19 protein-coding genes are annotated in these 19,062 nt (G+C 72.0%); 14 read left to right on the top strand and 5 right to left on the bottom strand.

Features of this window, described 5'->3' with window-relative positions; genetic code table 11:
* The 4 genes from FLX07_RS09260 (at position 1) to FLX07_RS09275 (ending at position 4,073) form a co-directional block, all read left to right on the top strand.
* Entirely contained in the window at positions 1-636 is a 636-nt protein-coding gene (locus FLX07_RS09260; RefSeq protein ID WP_142569553.1) for an HAD family hydrolase, read from the top strand.
* Positions 637-660: 24 nt separating this feature from the next.
* Complete coding sequence (locus FLX07_RS09265) at positions 661-921, top strand: HPr family phosphocarrier protein (RefSeq protein ID WP_142569554.1); 261 nt, start codon at positions 661-663, stop codon at positions 919-921.
* Between the two features lie 29 nt (positions 922-950).
* A complete protein-coding gene (ptsP, locus tag FLX07_RS09270; RefSeq protein ID WP_142569945.1) occupies positions 951-2,690 on the top strand; it encodes a phosphoenolpyruvate--protein phosphotransferase in 1,740 nt (579 codons plus the stop codon).
* Between the two features lie 66 nt (positions 2,691-2,756).
* Complete coding sequence (locus FLX07_RS09275; RefSeq protein ID WP_229689547.1) at positions 2,757-4,073, top strand: glycoside hydrolase family 3 protein; 1,317 nt, start codon at positions 2,757-2,759, stop codon at positions 4,071-4,073.
* On the opposite strand, the gene FLX07_RS09280 is transcribed toward FLX07_RS09275, so the two are convergent.
* The 3 genes from FLX07_RS09280 to FLX07_RS09290 form a co-directional block, all read right to left on the bottom strand.
* Positions 4,066-4,350 (bottom strand): hypothetical protein, encoded by a 285-nt coding sequence (locus FLX07_RS09280; protein WP_208762125.1) that lies wholly within the window; start codon positions 4,348-4,350, stop codon positions 4,066-4,068. The two genes, FLX07_RS09275 and FLX07_RS09280, sit on opposite strands and share 8 nt — an antisense overlap.
* Before the next feature lie 9 nt (positions 4,351-4,359).
* On the bottom strand, positions 4,360-5,307 hold the full coding sequence (locus FLX07_RS09285; RefSeq protein ID WP_142569556.1) for a hypothetical protein: 948 nt from the start codon (positions 5,305-5,307) through the stop codon (positions 4,360-4,362).
* Between the two features lie 73 nt (positions 5,308-5,380).
* Complete coding sequence (locus tag FLX07_RS09290) at positions 5,381-5,707, bottom strand: hypothetical protein (protein ID WP_142569558.1); 327 nt, start codon at positions 5,705-5,707, stop codon at positions 5,381-5,383.
* Between the two features lie 83 nt (positions 5,708-5,790).
* Here FLX07_RS09290 and FLX07_RS09295 point away from each other — a divergent pair, with 83 nt between their 5' ends.
* The 6 genes from FLX07_RS09295 to FLX07_RS09320 all read left to right on the top strand — a co-directional run bounded on the left by FLX07_RS09295 (position 5,791) and on the right by FLX07_RS09320 (position 11,407).
* Positions 5,791-6,591, top strand: a complete 801-nt coding sequence (locus tag FLX07_RS09295; RefSeq protein WP_142569560.1) for a YbaB/EbfC family nucleoid-associated protein — start codon at positions 5,791-5,793, stop codon at positions 6,589-6,591.
* A gap of 40 nt (positions 6,592-6,631) precedes the next feature.
* On the top strand, positions 6,632-7,306 hold the full coding sequence (locus FLX07_RS09300) for an HAD family hydrolase (protein ID WP_142569563.1): 675 nt from the start codon (positions 6,632-6,634) through the stop codon (positions 7,304-7,306).
* A gap of 57 nt (positions 7,307-7,363) precedes the next feature.
* Positions 7,364-7,870 (top strand): DUF6912 family protein, encoded by a 507-nt coding sequence (locus FLX07_RS09305; RefSeq protein ID WP_142569565.1) that lies wholly within the window; start codon positions 7,364-7,366, stop codon positions 7,868-7,870.
* A 51-nt stretch (positions 7,871-7,921) separates the two neighbouring features.
* Positions 7,922-8,554 carry an HAD family hydrolase gene (locus FLX07_RS09310; protein WP_142569568.1) on the top strand — a complete coding sequence of 211 codons (633 nt, stop codon included), beginning with the start codon at positions 7,922-7,924 and terminating at the stop codon, positions 8,552-8,554.
* 121 nt (positions 8,555-8,675) lie between these two features.
* The gene (locus tag FLX07_RS09315) at positions 8,676-9,476 is read left to right on the top strand and encodes an HAD family hydrolase (protein ID WP_142569949.1); all 801 of its coding nucleotides are present in this window, start codon (positions 8,676-8,678) and stop codon (positions 9,474-9,476) included.
* Between the two features lie 419 nt (positions 9,477-9,895).
* Positions 9,896-11,407 (top strand): SMP-30/gluconolactonase/LRE family protein, encoded by a 1,512-nt coding sequence (locus FLX07_RS09320; protein ID WP_142569570.1) that lies wholly within the window; start codon positions 9,896-9,898, stop codon positions 11,405-11,407.
* A gap of 6 nt (positions 11,408-11,413) precedes the next feature.
* On the opposite strand, the gene FLX07_RS09325 is transcribed toward FLX07_RS09320, so the two are convergent.
* Positions 11,414-12,961, bottom strand: a complete 1,548-nt coding sequence (locus tag FLX07_RS09325; protein ID WP_142569572.1) for a penicillin-binding transpeptidase domain-containing protein — start codon at positions 12,959-12,961, stop codon at positions 11,414-11,416.
* A gap of 108 nt (positions 12,962-13,069) precedes the next feature.
* On the opposite strand from FLX07_RS09325, the gene FLX07_RS09330 reads away from it, so the two are divergent.
* From FLX07_RS09330 to FLX07_RS09345, 4 genes are all read left to right on the top strand, one after another.
* Positions 13,070-14,017 carry a LysR family transcriptional regulator gene (locus FLX07_RS09330; protein WP_142569574.1) on the top strand — a complete coding sequence of 316 codons (948 nt, stop codon included), beginning with the start codon at positions 13,070-13,072 and terminating at the stop codon, positions 14,015-14,017.
* Positions 14,014-14,937 (top strand): serine hydrolase, encoded by a 924-nt coding sequence (locus tag FLX07_RS09335; RefSeq protein ID WP_223853044.1) that lies wholly within the window; start codon positions 14,014-14,016, stop codon positions 14,935-14,937. The genes FLX07_RS09330 and FLX07_RS09335 overlap by 4 nt, the downstream gene beginning before the upstream one ends.
* Before the next feature lie 62 nt (positions 14,938-14,999).
* Complete coding sequence (locus FLX07_RS09340; protein WP_142569953.1) at positions 15,000-16,937, top strand: acetoacetate--CoA ligase; 1,938 nt, start codon at positions 15,000-15,002, stop codon at positions 16,935-16,937.
* A 58-nt stretch (positions 16,938-16,995) separates the two neighbouring features.
* The gene (locus tag FLX07_RS09345) at positions 16,996-18,087 is read left to right on the top strand and encodes an ATP-binding protein (protein WP_142569576.1); all 1,092 of its coding nucleotides are present in this window, start codon (positions 16,996-16,998) and stop codon (positions 18,085-18,087) included.
* Here FLX07_RS09345 and FLX07_RS09350 read toward each other — a convergent pair.
* Positions 18,079-19,044, bottom strand: coding sequence for a helix-turn-helix transcriptional regulator (locus FLX07_RS09350; protein ID WP_142569578.1), 966 nt, complete (start codon positions 19,042-19,044; stop codon positions 18,079-18,081). The two genes, FLX07_RS09345 and FLX07_RS09350, sit on opposite strands and share 9 nt — an antisense overlap.
* Positions 19,045-19,062: the final 18 nt, after the last annotated feature.

Consider the following 19,062-nt stretch of genomic DNA (forward strand, 5'->3'; position numbering starts at 1 on the left):
ATGGCGGCCGCGCTCTTCGATCTCGACGGCACCCTGGTCAACACCGAGCTCCGCAGCCGCGCCCTGTGGCGGATGTTCTTGGACGACCGCGGCATCACCTGCGACGAGACGCTGTTGCGGCGCGTCATGGGCCGCCGCGGGGTGGACGTCGTCCCCGAGGTGCTGCCCGGCATGGATCCCGAGGTCGCGATGGAGGAGATCCGCTCCTACTACGACCATCCGGACCTGCCCGACATCGTGCCGGTCCCGGGGGCGGCGGAGCTGGTGTCCCGGGTCGCGGCGCACGGGGCTCCGCTGGCCCTGGTCACCTCCGCCCAGCGGTGGTGGGCGGTGGAGCGGCTCACCGAGATCGGCGTCCTGGAGGTGGTGCGAACCATCGTCTCCGCCGAGGACGTGACCGTGGGGAAGCCGGATCCGTCCGGCTACCTCATGGCGGCCGGCCTGCTCGACGTGGATCCGGCCACGTGTGTGGTGTTCGAGGACTCGCTCGCCGGGATAGCGGCGGCACGCGCCGCGGGTATGGCCTGCGTCGCGGTGGCCACCACCCATCATCCGGATGAACTGTCACACGCAGATCTGGTAATACCCGATATGTCGGGTATTGACTGGCCTTTGACCGAACTACCGGCGGTCTAGACCACCGCTGCAGGAGGAGGAAACGTGGCCCAGCGCACAGTCAGCGTCACGTCCGAGGTCGGGCTGCACGCCCGCCCGGCGGCGATGTTCGTGCAAACCGCGGTGAAGGCGCCCTATGACGTCACCGTCGCGAAGGCGGGCGGCTCGCCGGTGAGCGCGAAGAGCATCCTGTCGGTGCTGGCGCTCGACGTGCGGCAGGGGGAGTCGATCGTCATCAGCGCGGAGGGCGACGGCGCCGAAGAGCTGCTCGACGAGCTCGCCCAGATCGCCGCCGCGGCCTCCTGACGCCAGTGGACGGACAGCGGAAGACGGCGATGACGCCGGGGGACGAGAACGGCGCGGGGTCGTCGGCAGGCACGGGGTCGCTGGCCGGCACCTCGCTAGCCGGCACGGGGGTCAGCCCCGGCGCCGGGTACGGCCCGGCCCATGTGCTCGCGGGGGAGATCCCCGAGCCCGACAAGGAGGCGCGCCACGACGGCGACGCCGCCGCCGAGCGGGCCCGCGCCGAGCGGGCGGTCGAGGAGGTGGCCGCCGACCTGGAGGCGCGGGGCGCCAGGGCGGGCGGCGAGGCCCAGGAGGTGCTCGGCGCGCAGGCGTTGATGGCCCGCGACCCGAGCCTCGCCGCGGAGGTCGGCGAGCTCATCGAGCGCGGCGTTGCCGCCCCGCGCGCCGTCTTCGACGCCTTTGGCAAGTATCGGGACCTGCTCGCGGCGGCCGGCGGCTACCTGGCCGAGCGCGTGACCGACCTCGACGACATCCGCGACCGGGTGATCGCCGTGCTCACCGGCCTGCCCATGCCCGGCGTGCCGGCCAGAGCCGACGAGCCGTTCGTGCTGGTCGCCAAGGACCTCGCCCCGGCCGACACCGCGCTGCTGTCGAAGGACGTGGTCGCCGCGTTCGTCACCGAGCAGGGCGGGCCGACCAGCCACACGGCGATCCTCGCCCGCTCGATGGGCGTGCCCGCCGTCGTCGGCTGCGCCGGCGCGACGGCGATCGCCCCCGGCACGTCCGTGCTGGTCGACGGCGCGTCCGGGCAGGTGCTGCTCGCACCGGACCCGGCCCGCGTGGCCGCGGCCCGCGCCGCCGAGGAGGCGCGGCGGGCGGTGCTGTCGGCGGCCACCGGTCCCGGTGCGACCGCCGACGGGCACCCCGTCCCGCTGCTCGCCAACATCGGAGGCCCCCGCGATCTGGACAGCGCGCTGGCCAACGGCGCCGAGGGTGTCGGCCTCTACCGCACCGAGTTCCTCTTCCTCGACCGCGAGACCGCACCGTCGGCGAGCGAGCAGGAGGAGGCCTATCGGGCGGTGTTCGAGGCGTTCCCACAGGGCCGCGTGGTGGTGCGCACGCTCGACTCCGGCGCCGACAAGCCGCTGGCGTTCCTGCCGCCGCCGGAGGAGGAGCCGAACCCGGCGCTTGGGGAGCGCGGCCTGCGCATGTTCCGCAGGTATCCGGAGATCATGACCGCCCAGCTCGGCGCGCTGGCCCGGGCCGCGGCGGGCGTCTCGGCCGAGGTCCAGGTCATGGCGCCGATGGTGGCCACCGTCGAGGAGGCCGAGTGGTTCGCCGACGCCTGCCGTACGGCGGGGCTCGACGGCGCGGGCGTCATGATCGAGGTGCCGTCGGCGGCGCTGAGGGCGGCGGACCTCATCCGGGTCGCCGGCTTCTTCTCGATCGGGACCAACGACCTCACGCAGTACGCGCTCGCGGCCGACCGCCAGGTCAGCGCCGTCGCCGGGCTGCAGGACCCGTGGCATCCGGCCGTGCTCGACCTGATCGCGACGGCGGCCTCGGCCGCCTCCGCCGCGGGCAAGGGCTGCGGGGTCTGCGGCGAGGCCGCGGCCGATCCGGTGCTCGCCTGCGTGCTCGTCGGCATGGGGATCACCTCGCTGTCCATGGGCGCGCCCGCACTGCCCTGGGTGCGCGCCGCCCTGTCGCGGCACACGCTCGCGCAGTGCCGCGACGCCGCCGCCGCGGCGCGCTCGGTCACGTCGGCGCGGGCGGCCAAGGCCGCCGCATACGCCGAGCTGCCCGGCCTGGAGGCACTCGCGCTCTGACCGCCGCAGCAGGTCGCGACCGGGTTCCGGGCCCGGTCACGGCCGGGCACGGATACGGTAAACAACGTGCCACGAATCAGACACGGTATCGTCATGATCGCCGCCCTGCTCGCGACCGGATGCTCGTCCGGCATCGGCGCCGCGAGTTCGGCGCCCTCGCCGCGCGTGTCCGCCGTGTCTCCGGCGGCGTCCCCGCCGTCCCCGTCGCCGTCCTTGTCACCCTCGGCCCGCCCCTCGGGGAGCCTGGCCGAGCGGACGCTCGCGGCGATGAGCCTGCGGGACAAGGTGGCGCAGCTGTTCACCATCGTCGTGTGGGGACAGAAGGCCGGGGCGGCGAGCAAGGAGAACGAGGCGCGGTACGGCGTGGCGACGCCGGCGCAGGTGGTGGAGAAGTTCCGCCCCGGCGGGGTCATCCTGTTCGACTGGGCGGGCAACGTCTCCGGCGCGAGCCAGGTGGCCGCGCTCACCACCGGCCTACGCCAGGCGGCGGCCCGGTCCGGCGAGGCGCCGCTCCTGATCGGCGTGGATCAGGAGAACGGCCTCGTCTCCCGGCTCAAGTCTCTCGTCACCAAATTCCCCGGCGCGTCGGAGATCGGCGAGACCGGTAAGACGGCGAACGCGCGCGACGTCGCCAGGGCGACCGGTGAGGAGCTGCGCGACCTCGGCATCTCGCTCGACTTCGCGCCGGTCGCCGACGTCAACATCAACCCGCGCAATCCCGTGATCGGGCCCCGCGCGTACGGCTCCGACCCGGGGAAGGTGGCCGCGATGGTCGGGGCGGCCGTCGACGGCTTCCACGCGGCGGACGTGGCCTCCGTCGCCAAGCACTTCCCCGGCCACGGGGACACCTCGGTCGACAGCCACACGGGCCTGCCGGTCATCACGCACTCGAAGACGCAGTGGCGGAAGCTGGACGCGCCGCCGTTCCGCGCGGCGATCGCGCACGACGTGGACGCGATCATGTCGGCGCACGTGGTGATGCCGAAGCTCGACCCCTCGGGCGACCCCGCGACGCTGTCCCACCGCATCCTCACCGGCCTGCTCCGCGAGGAACTCGGCTTCGACGGCGTGATCAGCACCGACGCGCTCGACATGGCCGGGGTGCGGAAGAAGTACGGCGACGCCGAGGTCGCCGTGCGTGCCGTGCTCGCCGGGGCCGACATGCTCCTCATGCCGCCGAACCTGCCCAAGGCGTACGACGCCGTCCTCGGCGCGGTGAAGTCGGGCCGGATCTCCGAGCGCAGGATCGACGAGTCGGTGCTGCGGATCCTGCGGCTGAAGGACAAGCGCGGCGTCTTCGGCCCGATCCGCACCGACCCCGGCGCGCTGAGGTCCGCCGCGCACCGCAAGGTCGCGGAGCGCGTCTTCGCCGCCGTCAGGTGATGCCGGGCGCGTCTCCTTCGGACTCGTCCTGCTCTGCCTCCTCGACCTCTTCTGCCTCCTCGGCCTGGGTGTAGTCGAAGTACACCGTGATCGACGGCCAGTCGGACCCGTCGTCGGTGACCTCGTTGTGCATGATCAGGTCGTACACCTCGACCTGGCCCAGTTCCTCGATCGTGGTCGCGATCCGGCGGAGCAGCGCAGGCACGCTGTCCTGTCCGATCCCTTCCGGATTGTTCTGGGTGAAGTGGTACATCTGGCTCGAAATTGGCTTGGTCATGACAAGTCCCTACAGGAAACGCCTTTTCTTCTTGCCCTGGGTGTTCTGATTCTGCTGGCCCTGCTGCTGGGCCTGCTGCTGGCCCTGCTGCTGGTTCTCGTTGCCCTGGCCGGATTGGGTGCCGCGCTTTTGCGCGTTGCGTTCGCCGTCGAGCTTCTCGCCGGTCTTCACCTTCTGCTCGGCCGCTCTGGCGGCCTTCCTGTCGTACGGCTGACCGGCCTTCTTCGCGTCCAGCGCCGCCTGCTCCGCGGAGGACAGCTCGGGGCCGCTCTGCCGTGAATAGGGCTTGCGGCTCCTGCCCATGTCGAGCTTGAGGCCGCCGCGGGGCCCCGTCTCACCTGCCGTCCGCACCGGCGCGCCCCTCAGGGGAACGTGGGGGCCGCCCGCCCCCGCCAGGGACGGGCCGCCCCCGAAGGGGCCGCGGGTGTTCTTCAGGATGCGTTCCAGCGGTTCGGTGATGTGCCGCGTGACGGCCGGGGCCAGAACCCGGGCACCGCCCTCCTCGGCCTCCTTGAGGATCTTCCGCATGGCGTACCGGGTGGCGAGAAGCCCCGCCGTCGCCGAGGCCGCGGCGAGCGGGCCGCCCGCGACGAGGGTCGAGGCCAGCCTGGTCGCGCCCGCGATGGCCTGCGTGATGATGGCCACCTTCGTGGCGGTCACCGCGGTGGCGGTGCCTTCGAGCACCGCGGGCGCGTACGCGGCGGCCCGGACGGCCGTGCGGAGGTGTTCCGCGGTGCCGGCCGTGTTCCAGTTGGTGCGCATCGCGTCGGCGGACACGCCCTGGTACACGCCCGGCAGTCGCCTGACCTCGCCCTCCGCGCCGCTTCCCCCGGAGGCGGCGCCGGCCTGCACGACCTGCCACGGGCGGATCTCCGCGCGGATGTCGGCCTCGTCGATCTTCGGGAAGTTCACCAGGCTCGCGATCGGCTGCGCCCAGTCCGGCGGCATCAGGCCCATGCCACCTCCTCGCCTTCGGCTCGGAGCGGCATGCGCCAGGCACTGTGCTGACTGATTCGCTCGCTACGCTCGCTCATGCAGGGCCCGTTTCGTCGTGCGCCCCCGCGATCCAGCGTCCCGCGTCGCCCTCGGCGTCCGAGACCCGCCGGCGCGCCACCGAGAGCGCGTCCCCCGTGCCGCCCACCGTCCCTCCGAGCTGCGCGTACGCCTCGACGGCGGTCAGCGCGGAGCGGTTGTAGGCGGCCACGAAGGCGCCGAACAGGCCGTCGTCGCCCCACGAGGAGGCGCCCGCCCGCCCGCGCAGATACTGCAGGGCGGTCACGAACTCGTCGCCGTGCTCCGCCAGGCGAGAGGAGGCCCTTTCCACTTCGCCGTGCTCGATGCCTAGTTCCCCGGACATGCGCGGCACGTTAGCATGACCGGCGAATTATGGACGGGTGAATTGCACAGTAAAAGCCTTTTGTCCTTTTTGTGGAGGAATACTTGTCTCTGTCGTTTCCGGGGGGCAGTGACCTGGAGCTCCTGGAGCAGATGATTCGCCAGGCCGAGGACGTCATGCGCGGCCTCGCGGACGTCCAGGCCGGGATCCGGCAGGTCACCGGCGAAGGGGAGGGCGCCGACGGCCTGGTGCGGGCCAGGGCCGACGGCCGGGGAGAGGTCACCTCGGTCACACTGGATCCGCGGGTCATGCGGCTCGACGCGGCCGCCCTGAGCGCGGAGGTGACGAAGGCGATCAGGGCCGCCCAGGACGCCGCGAAGGAGAGGACGGACGAGCTCGTCGCCGCAGCCCAGAGCAGGCTGAGCGGGCTGGCCGCCCCGCTCGACGAGACGTTCGTGCGTTATCGGTTCGACCAGCTCGCCCAGGAGCTGGACGCGGGAGCGGACGCCTTCGGCCCACGCTCTATCAACCAGCACTCCGGCGACCTGGACCAGGACGCGGAACGGGCCGCACAGATCGAGGCGTGGCTGGAGGACGGGCAGCGCGAGATCGAGGCCGTCACCGGTCACGGCCGGGCGGCGGACGGCCGGATCAAGGTCGTCACGACGGCGTACGGGGAGGTGCGGGAGGTCGTCATCGAGCCCCGTGCCATGCGCCTGCCCAGCCGGACGCTGGCAGAGGAACTCCTGCTGGCCCTGCGCCGGGCGCAGCAGGACGCGGAACGGCAGACCCGCCGGATGGTGGGTGACGCGCTGCGGGAGCTGGCGCCCGGCGAGTCGTTCGGCCCGGACGCCGTCGACGAGTGGTTCGGCGGCGTGCTCAAGCCGTTCGAGCGGCCGGAGTGACCACTCCCTATATTTGTAGGCACGTCGGGTGGGAGGCGCGGTGCTCAAGGGTGTGCTGATCGACTGGGGCGGGGTTCTGACCACGAGCCTGGCCGAGTCCGTCGCGGAGTGGATCGAGGCGGACCGGATCGACCCCCGGCACTACCGGGAGGTCATGCGGGCGCTGGTCACGCAGGCGTACCGGGCCGGTGTCGAACCGGACGGCGAGAACCCGATCCACGCGCTCGAACGGGGCGAGATTCCGGTCCTGGAGTTCGAGCGCACCCTGGCGGCCCGGCTGGTGACCCTCGACGGCGGCCCGCCGGAGGCCGACGGCATGCTGGCCCGGATGTTCGCCGGGTTCCGGCCGGTCGAGGAGATGAACGAGATGCTCCGCCAGGCCCGGACGGCCGGGCTCGGCACCTGCCTGGTGTCCAACTCCTGGGGCGACCACTACGCGCGTGAGGGCTGGGAGGCACTCTTCGACGCGGTCGTCATTTCGGGGGAGGTCGGCATGCGCAAGCCCGAGGCGCGGATCTTCCGTCATGCGCTCGGCCTGCTGGGGCTCGACCCGGGGCAGTGCGTGTTCGTCGACGACATCGAGGCGAACATCGTGGCGGCCCGCGCGATCGGCCTGGTCGGGGTCCATCACAGCGATCCCTCGGAGACCATCGCCGAGATGGAGCGCCTGTTCGGCGTCCACTTGCGCGAGCCCGGCGCCGCCGCCCATCCGTAGAACGCGCCGTCTGTAGCCGCCCGTATAGCCGCAACGAGAGACCGAGTCGAGGAACGCATGCGCGTCTATCTGCCGTCCACGATCCCCGCGCTGGCGCGCGTCGTCGCCGCGGGGGAGCTGGGCCCGGCCCCGCTGACCGGCTTCGCGGTCACCCCCGCGCTGATCGAGTGGTACGTCTCGGGCGACACCGAGGAGCTGGAGTACGTCGCGCTGACCGAGGCCGCCCGGACCTCCCTGCGCATGCTGGCCGCCGACCGGAAGGACGGCGTCGAGGTGGCCGCCCGGCGGGTCGTCATCGCGGCCGACGTGCCCGACGAGACCGTGAAGTCCGGCGCCGACCTGGAGGAGCGCGCCCGCGTGCGGGTGCTGGAGCCGATCCCGATGCGGCTGGTCGCCGCGGTCCACGTGGACGACCCCGACGCCGCACCCGACGTGGAGGCGGCGATCGCGGCGCTGCCCGCGGCCGACGGCGGGGACGACGACGCGCGGTTCGCCGTGGACGGCGCGGAGGACCACGAACTGCTCTGGTACGCCACACAGGAGATCCCGGATCTGCTCGCCTGACGCGCGGAGTTCATGGATATGTCACACCCGGCGTCTAAGCTGGGGAGCAAGATGACACACATTGTTTGGGACTGGAACGGGACGCTCTTCCACGACATCGACGCCGTCGTCGGCGCGACCAACGAGCTCTTCCTCCCGTACGGCCTGGGGCCGTACGACGCGGAGGGCTTCCGCGAGGTGTACACCCGCCCCATCTGGGTGGCGTACGAGCGGATGCTCGGCCGCGCGCTCGGGGAGGGCGAGTGGGAACTACTCGACAAAGGCTTCCACGAGCACTACCACCGGCTGATGGAGGCGTGCAGCCTCGCCGATGGGGCGCTGTCGAGCCTGCACGCCTGGCAGGAGTCGGGCCGCACGCAGTCGCTGCTGTCCATGTGGGGCCACGAACGGCTGGTCCGCAAGACCGGCGAGTTCGGCATCGACGGCCACTTCACCCGGATCGACGGCTCGCGTGACGCGACCGGCGGTCACAAGGCCGAGCACATGGTGGAGCACCTGCGCGCGCTCGGCATCGACTCGGCGAAGGTCGTCGTCATCGGCGACAGCGTGGACGACGCGCACGCCGCCCTGCACGTCGGCGCCCGCGCCGTCCTCTACACCGGCGGCATGACCAGGCGGTCGGAGCTGGAGGGCGTCGGGGTCCCGGTGGTGGACTCGCTGGCCGACGCCCTCGACCTCGTCTGACGCGTCAGCGGGCCTGGCGTTCCTCCTCCTCCAGCAGCCACCGGGGCTTGGCCCCGCGTACCGGCCTGCCGAGGCCGTTGGATGCAGCGGGTGGATGGCGCCGGTGGGTGGCGCCGGGTGGATGCGGCAGGGGGATGCGGCGGGTGCCCCGCGTGGGCCGTACGCTGAGCACGATCCACACCGCACCCCCACGGAGGTCGCGATCAACCGCCTCGTTCTCTGGAACATCGACCTGACACTCGTCGACGTCGCCATCGTCACCCGCGACGCCTACGTGGACGCGTTCCGGATGGTGACGGGGCGGCCGCTGGTGAAGCTCGCGCCGGCACTGGGCCGTCCCGACTCGGAGATCATCTTCGAGACCCTGGCGGTCAACGGCATCGCCGTGGAGGACCACCACCTGCCGAGGTTCCTCGACGCGCTGGCCGTCTGCTTCGCCGAGCGGCGCGGCCGGCTGGCCAAGGACGGCCGCGCGCTGCCCGGCGCCAAGGACGCGCTCAAGGCCGTGTCGCGCCTCGACGGCGCCGTGCAGTCGGTGCTCACCGGCACCATCAAGAGCAACGCCGTGCACAAGCTCAAGGCGTTCGGGCTGGACAAGTGGGTCGACGTCGAGGTGGGCGGCTACGGCGAGGAGGTCTATCCGAAGGCCACCTTGCTGCAGGTCGCACAGGGACGGGCGAAGGCCCGGTACGGCGCCGTCTTCACGGCGGGCAACACCGTCCTGATCGGCGACTCCACGCGCGACGTCCAGGCGGCGAAGATCGGCGGCGCGGCCATGATCGGCGTGGCGTCGGGCCGGTCCACGGCCGCCGAACTGCGCGAGGCGGGCGCCGACATCGTGCTGTCCGACCTGTCCAACCCCTCTGAGGTCGTCGCGGCCGTCGCCCGCCTCACCACCCCGGCCGACCGCACAGCCCCCTGACCTCGGGCTCCGCGAGCTCCGGCCGTACCGAGGACGGTGACGCGCCGCAGGGTATGACAGGCGACCTGACAGCAGGAGGCCGGCGGTCATCCCCGCCCGACGCGGGCTGAACGTTTCAGCGCTGTGGCCACGTTCCTTTCCGCCGCCGATCGGCTCGCCGGGTGGGCGGGCGGTCGCGTTCACCCAGGCTGAGGCGCCAACCGCGCTGCGCACGACCGTTCGCCGCGGCGGTGATGATCACAGCGGGTCTCACCAGGCGAACACCGGGTCCGGCGACCGATCGCGACCGTTCGTTTGGTCGCCTAATTTCGAAACGCGCGGCCGGCGGTGCGCCGCGTGGCGTGTCCGTGGGCTCCCGCCTCCGGCCGCCACCCTGACGTGGGCGGCAGTCGCCCGCCGTCTCGCGAAAGGATTTCCTGATGAGACGAGGTCTCGCCACCGTCGCGGCCACCGGACTGGCCGCCGCGCTGGTCGCCGTCGGTGGAGCCGCGACGACGACGATGCCGGCCGCGGCCGCCGCCGGGTGCAAGGTGACCTACAAAATCGTCTCCCAATGGGGCGGCGGCTTCCAAGGCGACGTGGCCATCACCAACCTCGGCGACCCGATCGGCAGTTGGAAGCTGGAGTTCGACTTCCCCGACTCCGGCCAGAGGATCGCCTCCGGCTGGAACGCCACCTGGACGCAGTCCGGCGCGCGCGTGACCGCCACCAGCATGTCCTACAACGGCTCCATCGCCACCAACGCCACGGCCAGTGGCATGGGGTTCACCGCGAACCTCACCGGCGCCAACCCGGTGCCCACCACGTTCTGGCTCAACGGTGTCATGTGCAGCGGTCCCGTGACCCTCAGCCCGACTCCCACGCCGTCGCCGTCGCCGTCACCGACCCCCACGCCCACCCCCACGCCGTCGCCGTCGCCCACCCCCACGCCGTCGCCGTCACTGTCGCCGACGCCGTCTCCGACACCCACGCCCAGCGTCACCCCCTCGCCGGACACGCCGCGCCCCGGCGTCGGACCGTGCACGCCCGGCGCGACCTACCCCAACCCGCTGCCGTCGACGTCGGTGACCGCCACGAAGATCCGGGACGGGTTCAACTTCCTGGAAGGCCCGGTCTGGGACGCCACCACCCAGACCCTGCTGCTGTCGCTCATGCGCGACGGCACCGGATCAGAAGGCGTCCAGCCCTCGGACGTACTGCGGTTCACCGAGCCGGACACCTTCCAGACCTTCATCTCCGGCTCCGGCAGCAACGGCCTGGCCCTCAGCCGGGACGGGGGCACCCTCCTGGCCGCGACGCACGACCAGCGCAGCGTCTCCTCCTTCCACCTGCCCGACCGGACGCGTGGCGTGGTCGCCTCCTCCTACCAGGGTCGCGTCTTCAACTCACCGAACGACCTCACCGTCGGCGCCGACGGCACCGTCTACTTCACCGATCCCGACTTCCAGCGCGCCAACCGGCCAGACCAGATGTCCGGCCGCACCGGCGTGTTCCGGGTCAAGAACGGCGTCGTCTCGCTGATCGACGACACCATCCGGCAGCCGAACGGCATCGTGCTCTCCCCCGACGGCAGGACGCTCTACGTCGGCGGCAACGGCACGGGCCGGATCTACAAGTGGCCCGTCAACTCCGACGGCAGCGTCGGCTCCCGCGCCGACTTCGCGTCCCTGAACGGTTCGGACGGCGCGACCATCGACTGTGCCGGCAATCTCTACCAGGCCTCCTTCAACGACGGAAAGGTCCACGTGTACGCGCCGTCCGGCGTACAGCTCGGCACCATCTCCGCCGGGCAGAACACCACCAACCTCGCCTTCGGCGGCTCTGACGGCAAGACGCTGTACATCACCTCGGGCACACCCTCCCGCGGCGGGAACAGCGGCAACTTCGGCCTGTACCGCGTCCGGCTGAACGTCCCCGGCTGGCCCTACTGATTGGTGTCACAGCGCGTTGAGGAAGCGGGCCGCGACGGGGGCCGCGACCTGCGCTCCGGTGCCGCCGCCCTCGACCACGACGGCGAAGGCCAGGTCGCCCTTGTAGCCGATGAACCACGAGTGCGTCGGAGGGTTCTCGCCGTTCTCGGCCGAGCCGTACTCGGCGGTGCCGGTCTTGCCGCCCGTGCCGGCGGGGAAGGAGACGCCGCTCGCGGTGCCCTCGCTGACGACGGCGGGCATGAGGCGGCGTAGCGCGGACACCACCGCGGGCTCCAGCGGGCGCGGGGGCGTGCCGCCGTCCGGGACGAGCGAGGCCGGGACCAGCCGGGGTTGCCGCCACGTGCCCGCGGTGATGGCGCCGGCGACGGCGGCCATGTTCAGCGGGCTGGCCAGGACACGTCCCTGACCGATGGCGGCGGACGCGAGGTCGGTGTCGTCATGCGGCGCGGGGAAGGCGGCGTCCACGGCCGGCACCCCGATCTTGATGCTGGCGCCGAAACCGAAGTCGGCGGCCACCTTGGACAGGCGGTCGGCGCCGAGGCGCCGCACCGCCATGTCGCCGAACGTCGTGTTGCACGAGTGGGCGAAGGCGTCGACGAAGCGCAGCGTGCCGTAGTCGTGGAATTCGGCGTTGTGGAACGGGAAGCCGCCGATCGTCTTCTCGGCCGGGCACTCGACGGTCTCGCCGGGCGTGACGCCACCGGCGACCAGGGCCGACGCCGTCACGATCTTGAAGGTCGATCCGGGAGGATACGTGCCGAGCAGGGCGCGGTTGTAGCCGCCCGGCTTGTTGACCACCGCGAGCACCTCGCCCGTGGACGGGCGCAGCGCGACGAGCGAGGCGGGCTTGTCCACGCCCTCCAGGGCCTGGGCTCCCGCCCGGTGCACCCGCAGGTCGAGGGTGGTCGACAGGGCCTTGCCGGGCTTCGACCCGCCCTCGGCGAGCGTGGCGACCTTCGAGCCCGTACGGCTGTCGACCAGGTCGGCCCGGGCGGACGAGGTGCCGGTCAGGCGGGAGGCGTACTGCTCGCGCAGCCCCTCGACGATCTGCTGCACGGAGCCGGGCGTGTCCGGCGTGTCGATGCGGGTGCCGTCGGCGGCGGTGATCGGGGCGCGCTCCGCGGGCACGGTGGTGAGATTGGCCCGGATGCCGTCGGTCATCCGAGGATGGACGGCCGCCGGCGTCCACGCCACCTTCCAGGCGCGGTCGCGCTCGACCAGGCGGAGTCTCCCGTCGTACACGATGGGCAGCGGTCCGGTCAGCCGGGCGCGGAACCGCACGGTGTCGTCCTGGACGCTCGTCACCTGGAATCGCTGCCCGGTGAGCTTCAGGTCGTCGTGGAAGCGGCGGTATGTGCTTTCGAAGCCGGCCGGCGGGTCCGCGGCGAGTGTGCGCATCGCCGCGTAGTCCGCGCGTGACCAGGCCGCGAGGAAGTTCCGCGCGGTCTCCTCAGGCGATCCCTTCGTCCGCAGCGCCCACACCGTGACCCCCGCGGCCACCACCGGCACGAGCACCGCCGCCGTGACGTATGGCCAGCGCCTTCGCTCTCGCATGCGTCCCCCTTCGAGTCGAGTGCCCGTCAAGAGCAGCAGACCGGCAGGAAGTATGTCCAATATGGATATCAACGCGCTTCATGTGCGATTCGGATATGCTCCCAGCTCGTGGACCTTGTCCGGCACCTCGGCTACTTCCTGGTCGTGACGGAAGAGCTGCACTTCGGGAACGCGGCCGCGCGGCTGGGGATGGCCCAGCCGCCGCTGAGTCAGCGCATCAGGCGTCTGGAGGAGGAGCTGGGCGTGCGCCTGTTCGAGCGGTCGAGCCGGCGGGTGGCGCTGACCGAGGCGGGACGGCTGCTGGTGCCCGAGGCCCGCGAGATCGTCGCCAGGGTCGAGCGGATGCGCGACCTCATGTCCGACCTGGCGCGCGGCGATGCGGCGGTCGTGCGGGCGGGCGTCCCCGCCGACCTCGGCGCCGCCGTGCTGGCCGCGCTCATCGCGGGGTTCCGCGACCGCCGCCCCGACGTACGGCTGTCGCTGACCGAGATGGGCACGGCCGCGCAGGTCGCCGCGTTGCTGGAGGGCAGGCTCGACGTCGGGCTGCTGCGCCATCCGGTCGCCGCGAACGGGCTCGCGTACGGGCCGGTGCTCGTCCGGCATCCGGGCGTCCTGCTGGCGGAGGACGACGAGCTGACCGCCTGGGCGGCCGTGCACCTCGGCGACCTGGCCGGGCGAGACCTGGTGCTGTTTCCCCGGGACGCCGAGCCCGGCCTGTACGACGACACGCTGACCTCGTGCCGCCGGGGTGGCTTCGTCCCGACTGAGATCATCTGCACTGACCGTGTGGAGTTCTCCCTCGGCCTGGTCCTGTCCGGCACGGCTGTCGCGTTCGGCGCTCCCGCCGAGGTGCCGGGCGTGGTGTGGCGGCCCCTCGCGGGTGCGCCCCTGGCCTGGCGCTGCTCCCCGGCCTGGCGGGCCGAGCCGGGGCCGTACGTGCGAGACTTCACGACCGTGGCCGTAGAGGTGCTGAAACAGAGCGCCGGCATGGTGGACGAAGGCGTGCCGCCCGCGCCGCGGGTGACGCCGCGCCCCGCGACAGGGTTCCTCGCATGAGCGCCGGTGTGCACCCCGGGATGAGCCCCGGTGCGAATCCCGGCATGAATCCGGTGGAGCGGGTCTTCCGCAGCGCCGGCGTCACCGGATGGCTGCACGCCGTCGACATCGACGGCGGGCGCGAGGTGGGCCTGCGGGCCGACGAGCCGGTGGTGCTCGCGTCGGTCTTCAAGGTGCCCCTGCTGCTGGAACTGCACCGCCAGGCCGAGCGCGGGCTGCTCGACCTCACCGAACGTGTCGGCGTGCCGGCGGCGGACCGTACGGGCGGGGGCACCGGGCTGGCGGCGATGCTGGACGACGCCACGCTGTCGCTGCGCGACCTGGCCTACCTGATGATGGCGGTGAGCGACAACACCGCGGCCGACGTGCTGCTCGCCCGGGTGGGCCGGGAGGCGGTCAACACGCTGCTCGACGGCCTCGGGCTGACCGCGACCCGGGTGGTGCAGGACTGCCGCGAGATGCTCACCAGCCTGTGGGTGGACGCGGGCGTAGCGGACCAGTCGGCCGTGACCCAGGCGTGCACCGACCCCGAGGTGGTGGCGCGGCTGCGCGCGCTCGACCCGGCCTGGGGCAACCGGAGCACGCCGCGCGAGATGACCCGGCTGCTGGCCGCGATCTGGCGTGACGAGGCGGCCGGACCGGCCTCCTGCGCGGCGATCCGCCGCCTCATGGCCCTGCAGGTGTGGCCGCACCGGCTGGCCTCGGGGTTCCCTTTTGACGAGGTCGCGGTGAGCGGCAAGACGGGCACGCTGCCCACGCTCCGCAACGAGGTCGGGGTGGTCGAATATCCCGACGGCGGGCGCTACGCCGTGGCTGTGTTCACCCGGTCGCTCAGCACGGCGCAGAACCAGCCGCGGGCCGACGCCGCGATCGGGGCCGCCGCCCGGATGGCGATCGACCAGCTCAGCACCCACATATGACAGACCCCCTCTATGTGGGCGGGGAGGGTGACATGCGGCCCAAGCGTGGCAAAGATGGGGGCATGGTCGAGGAAGGCGCTCTGCTCTGGGAACCCACGCCCGACGTCGTACGTGCGGCCCGGATCACCCGTTACATGGAACGACTGGGCCGTACGGGGGACTACGAGGACGTCTGGAAGTGGTCGGTCGAGTCTCCGGCCGACTTCTGGACGTCCATATGGGACTACTTCGGCGTGGTCGGTACGCGTGGCGACGGGCCCGTCATCCAGGGAACGATGCCGCACGCCGAATGGTTCGCGGGATCGGCCCTGAACTACGCCGAGAACGCGCTGCGCGGCCACCCCGGCCGTGCGGCGGTGATTTTCCGCAGCGAGTCGGGCAGCCGCTGGCAGTACTCGCTCGGCGAGCTCCGCGAGGAGGTCGCCCGGGTCCGGGCGGGCCTCGCGCGGCTGGGCGTCGGGCGTGGTGACCGGGTCGCGGCCTACGTCCCGAACGTCCCCGAGGCCCTCATCGCCTTCCTGGCCACCGCCTCGCTCGGGGCGGTCTGGTCCTCCTGCTCGCCCGACTTCGGCGCGCCCAGCGTGACCGACCGGTTCGCCCAGATCGAGCCGAAGGTGCTGGTCGCGGTGGACGGCTACCGCTACGGCGGCAAGGCGTACGACCGGTCGGAGGTGGTGCGCGAGATCGCCGGGAGGCTGCCGACGCTGCAGGCCACCGTCTGGATTCCAGTGCTCCGCGAAGGCGCGCCCGACGACGCCTCTGACAGTGCCCCCGATACGGCGCTGAGCTGGGACGACCTGCGCGCCGAGTCCGCGCCGCTGGAGTTCGAGCGGGTGCCGTTCGGCCATCCTCTGTGGGTGCTGTACTCGTCCGGCACCACCGGCCTGCCCAAGCCCATCGTCCACGGTCACGGCGGGATCGTGCTGGAGCATCTCAAGTCGCTGTCCTTCCATCAGGACCTCGGCGAGGGCGATGTGTTCTTCTGGTACACCACCACCGGCTGGATGATGTGGAACTACCTCATCGGCGGCCTGCTGGTGGGGTCCACGATCCTGCTGTACGACGGCAGCGCGGCCCACCCCGACACCGGCGCCCTGTGGCGGCTGGCCGCCGAGGAGGGCGTGACCTACTTCGGCACCGGCGCGCCGTACATCATGGCGTCGATGAAGGCCGGGGTGAAGCCGGAGGGTCTCGACCGGCTGCGCGGGATCGGCTCGACCGGCTCGCCGTTGCCGCCCGAGGGGTTCGCCTGGGTCTACTCCGATGTGAAGCCGGACGTGCAGCTCGGCTCGTTCTCCGGCGGCACCGACGTGTGCACCGGGTTCGTCGGCGCGGTGCCGTTGCTGCCGATCCGGGCCGGCGTCATCCCGTGCCGCTGCCTCGGCGCGTCCGTCGAGTCCTTCGACCCCGCGGGCGCCTCGATCGTGGGTGAGGTGGGGGAGCTCGTCGTCACCCGGCCCATGCCGTCCATGCCGGTCATGTTCTGGAACGACCCCTCGGGTGACCGCTACCGGGAGTCGTACTTCGCCGATTACCCGGGCGTCTGGCGGCACGGCGACTGGATCAAGATCCTCCCCGACGGCGGCTGCGTCATCTACGGCCGCTCGGACTCCACCCTGAACCGCGGCGGCGTACGGATGGGCACCAGCGAGTTCTACCGCGTCGTGGAGCGCTTCGAGGAGATCGCCGACAGCCTCGTCATCGACACCGGGCAGCTCGGCCGGGAGGGCAGGCTGCTGCTGTTCGTCACCCTCGCCCAGGGCGCGTCTCTCTCCGGCGAGCTGACCTCTCGCCTGCGTACGGTCCTGCGCACCGAGTTGTCGCCCCGGCACGTGCCCGACGAGATCCACGTCGTCCCCGGCATTCCGAGGACGCTGTCGGGCAAGAAGCTGGAGGTCCCCGTACGGAAGATCCTGCTCGGCACCCCGATCGAGAAGGCCGCCAACCTCGACGCCATGGCCAACCCCGAGGTCCTCACCCATTTCGCGCCGCAGCAGTAGGACGGCGACGTGTATAAGTGCACTTCTAAGAAGCCGGCTTCTTAGAAGTGCACTTATATTGTCGATCCCCTCGATCCTGCAGCGGGAGATCGACGCCCGGCTCGCGCATCGCGGCACCGGCAGCCGGGTGCGTCTGGTGCTCGCCGGATCCGCCATGTCGGTCATGGGGAAACTCCTCGCCGGGCAGGCGCCGCTACGCGGGCGGGCGTCACTCGACCTGGTGGTACAGCCGTTCGATTACCGCGTGGCCAGGCGGTTCTGGGGGATCGAGGATCCGCGGCTCGCGCTCCGGCTGAATGCCATCGTGGGCGGGACTCCGGCGTACAGAACCGGCTTCGTCGACCACGACAGTCCGGGCGACGATCTCGACGACTGGGTCGTCCGGCGGGTGCTCGGTTCCGCGACGCCGCTCTTCCGGGAGGCCCGATACCTGCTGACCAACGAGATGGAGATCCGGGACGAGGCGCTCTACCACGCCGTCCTCGGAGCGATCGCGGCCGGGAACAACACGCGGGGCGGTATCGCGGGACACATGGAGCGCAAGACGACGGACATCGCCCATCCGCTCGCCGTGCTGGAGGACTGTCAGCTCATCCGCAAGGAGATCGACCCGATTCGCAAGCGCTCGCTCTACCGTGTCGCGGAGCCGCTCGTGACGTTCTACGAAGCGATCATGCGGCCGTCCTGGAGCCTGCTGGAAAGGGGCTGGGCCGACCGGGTGTGGCAGGCGGCCAGGCCGAGGTTCACGTCCCAGGTGGTGGGCCCGCGTTTCGAGCACGTGTGCCGGGAGTTCGCGCTCGCCCGTGACTGGGATGGCGAGTTCGCCGCCGAGGTCGCCGCGGGGATCGCCCCCGGCGGCGGCAGGGGACAGAACATCGAGGTCGACGTGATCGCCCTCGCGCCTCAGGACAACCACACGCGCTGGCTTTTGTCCGTCGGCGAGGCGAAGTGGTCGGAGATCATGAACGTAGGCCACCTGAAGCGCCTGGAGCAGGCCAGAGACCAACTGCACACGCGCGGGCTCGACACCCGCGACACCGTGCTCGCCCTCTACAGCGGCGCCGGTTTCGACGCCGCACTCACCGACGCCGCCGCCCGCGATCCCCGGATCCTCCTGGTCGACCTGCCCATGCTGTACGGCTCAGCGTGAGGCTGGTCCGGGGGATGCGGCCCGGACGAAGCGCTCGCCCCATTCGCGGACGTACGCGGCGAACTCCGGCGGACCGAGCACCTCGAACTCCGCGCCCACGGTGCCCAGCGCCTGAATCGGCCAGTCCAGTGAGGTCGAGGTCATCGTGAGCACGCAGCTATGCTCGCCGGCCTCTTCGACCGTCCCCCACTGCCCGACCGCCGTACGCACCCGTGCGGCGGGCGCGTGCACGAGGGCCTCGACCGCGTACGGCTCGGGCACGCCGGCGGCCGCTCTGACGAACGCCGCCGCGTCCCTGGCGGGCAGGTCGCGCGGGCGGAAGCGGGCTCCCGCCGGCCGCGCCTCTGTCAGGCGGTCGAGCCGGAAGCTGCGCCAGTCCAGCCTCGTCAGGTCGTAGGCGACCAGATACCAGCGGCGGCCGACGGTGACCAGCCGGTAGGGCTCGACCTCCCGTGAGGAGGGCTCGCGGCCCCGCGCGGCGTAGGAGAAGCACAGCCGCTCCTCGTCACGGCAGGCCTGGGCGACGACGGTCAGCACGTCCACGGCGACGACCGGTTGCGCCGAGGTCGCGGAGACCATCGCCTCGCTCAGGACGTCCACGCGGCGGCGCAGCCGGGGCGGCATGACCTGGACGACCTTGGTGAGAGCGCGGATCGCGGACGTCTCCATGCCCGTGATCGCGCTCCGCGCGGCCTCGCCCATTCCGACGGCGAGCGCGACCGCCTCCTCCTCGTCGAGCACCAGCGGCGGCAGCACGGCGCCGGGCGCGAGCTGATACCCGCCGTCGGTCCCGCGCGAGGTGTCCACCGGGTATCCCAGCTCCCGCAGCCGGTCGACGTCACGACGCAGCGTCCGCTCCGAGACGCCGAGCCGGTCGGCCAGCTCCGCGCCCGCCCAGCGGCGGTGGGTCTGCAGGAGGGACAGCAGCCGGAGGGTGCGTGAGCTCGTGTTCGCCATGGTGCCCAGTCTGTCCGG

It is taken from the genome of Microbispora bryophytorum, assembly GCF_006874465.1.
GTDB lineage: Bacteria > Actinomycetota > Actinomycetes > Streptosporangiales > Streptosporangiaceae > Microbispora > Microbispora bryophytorum.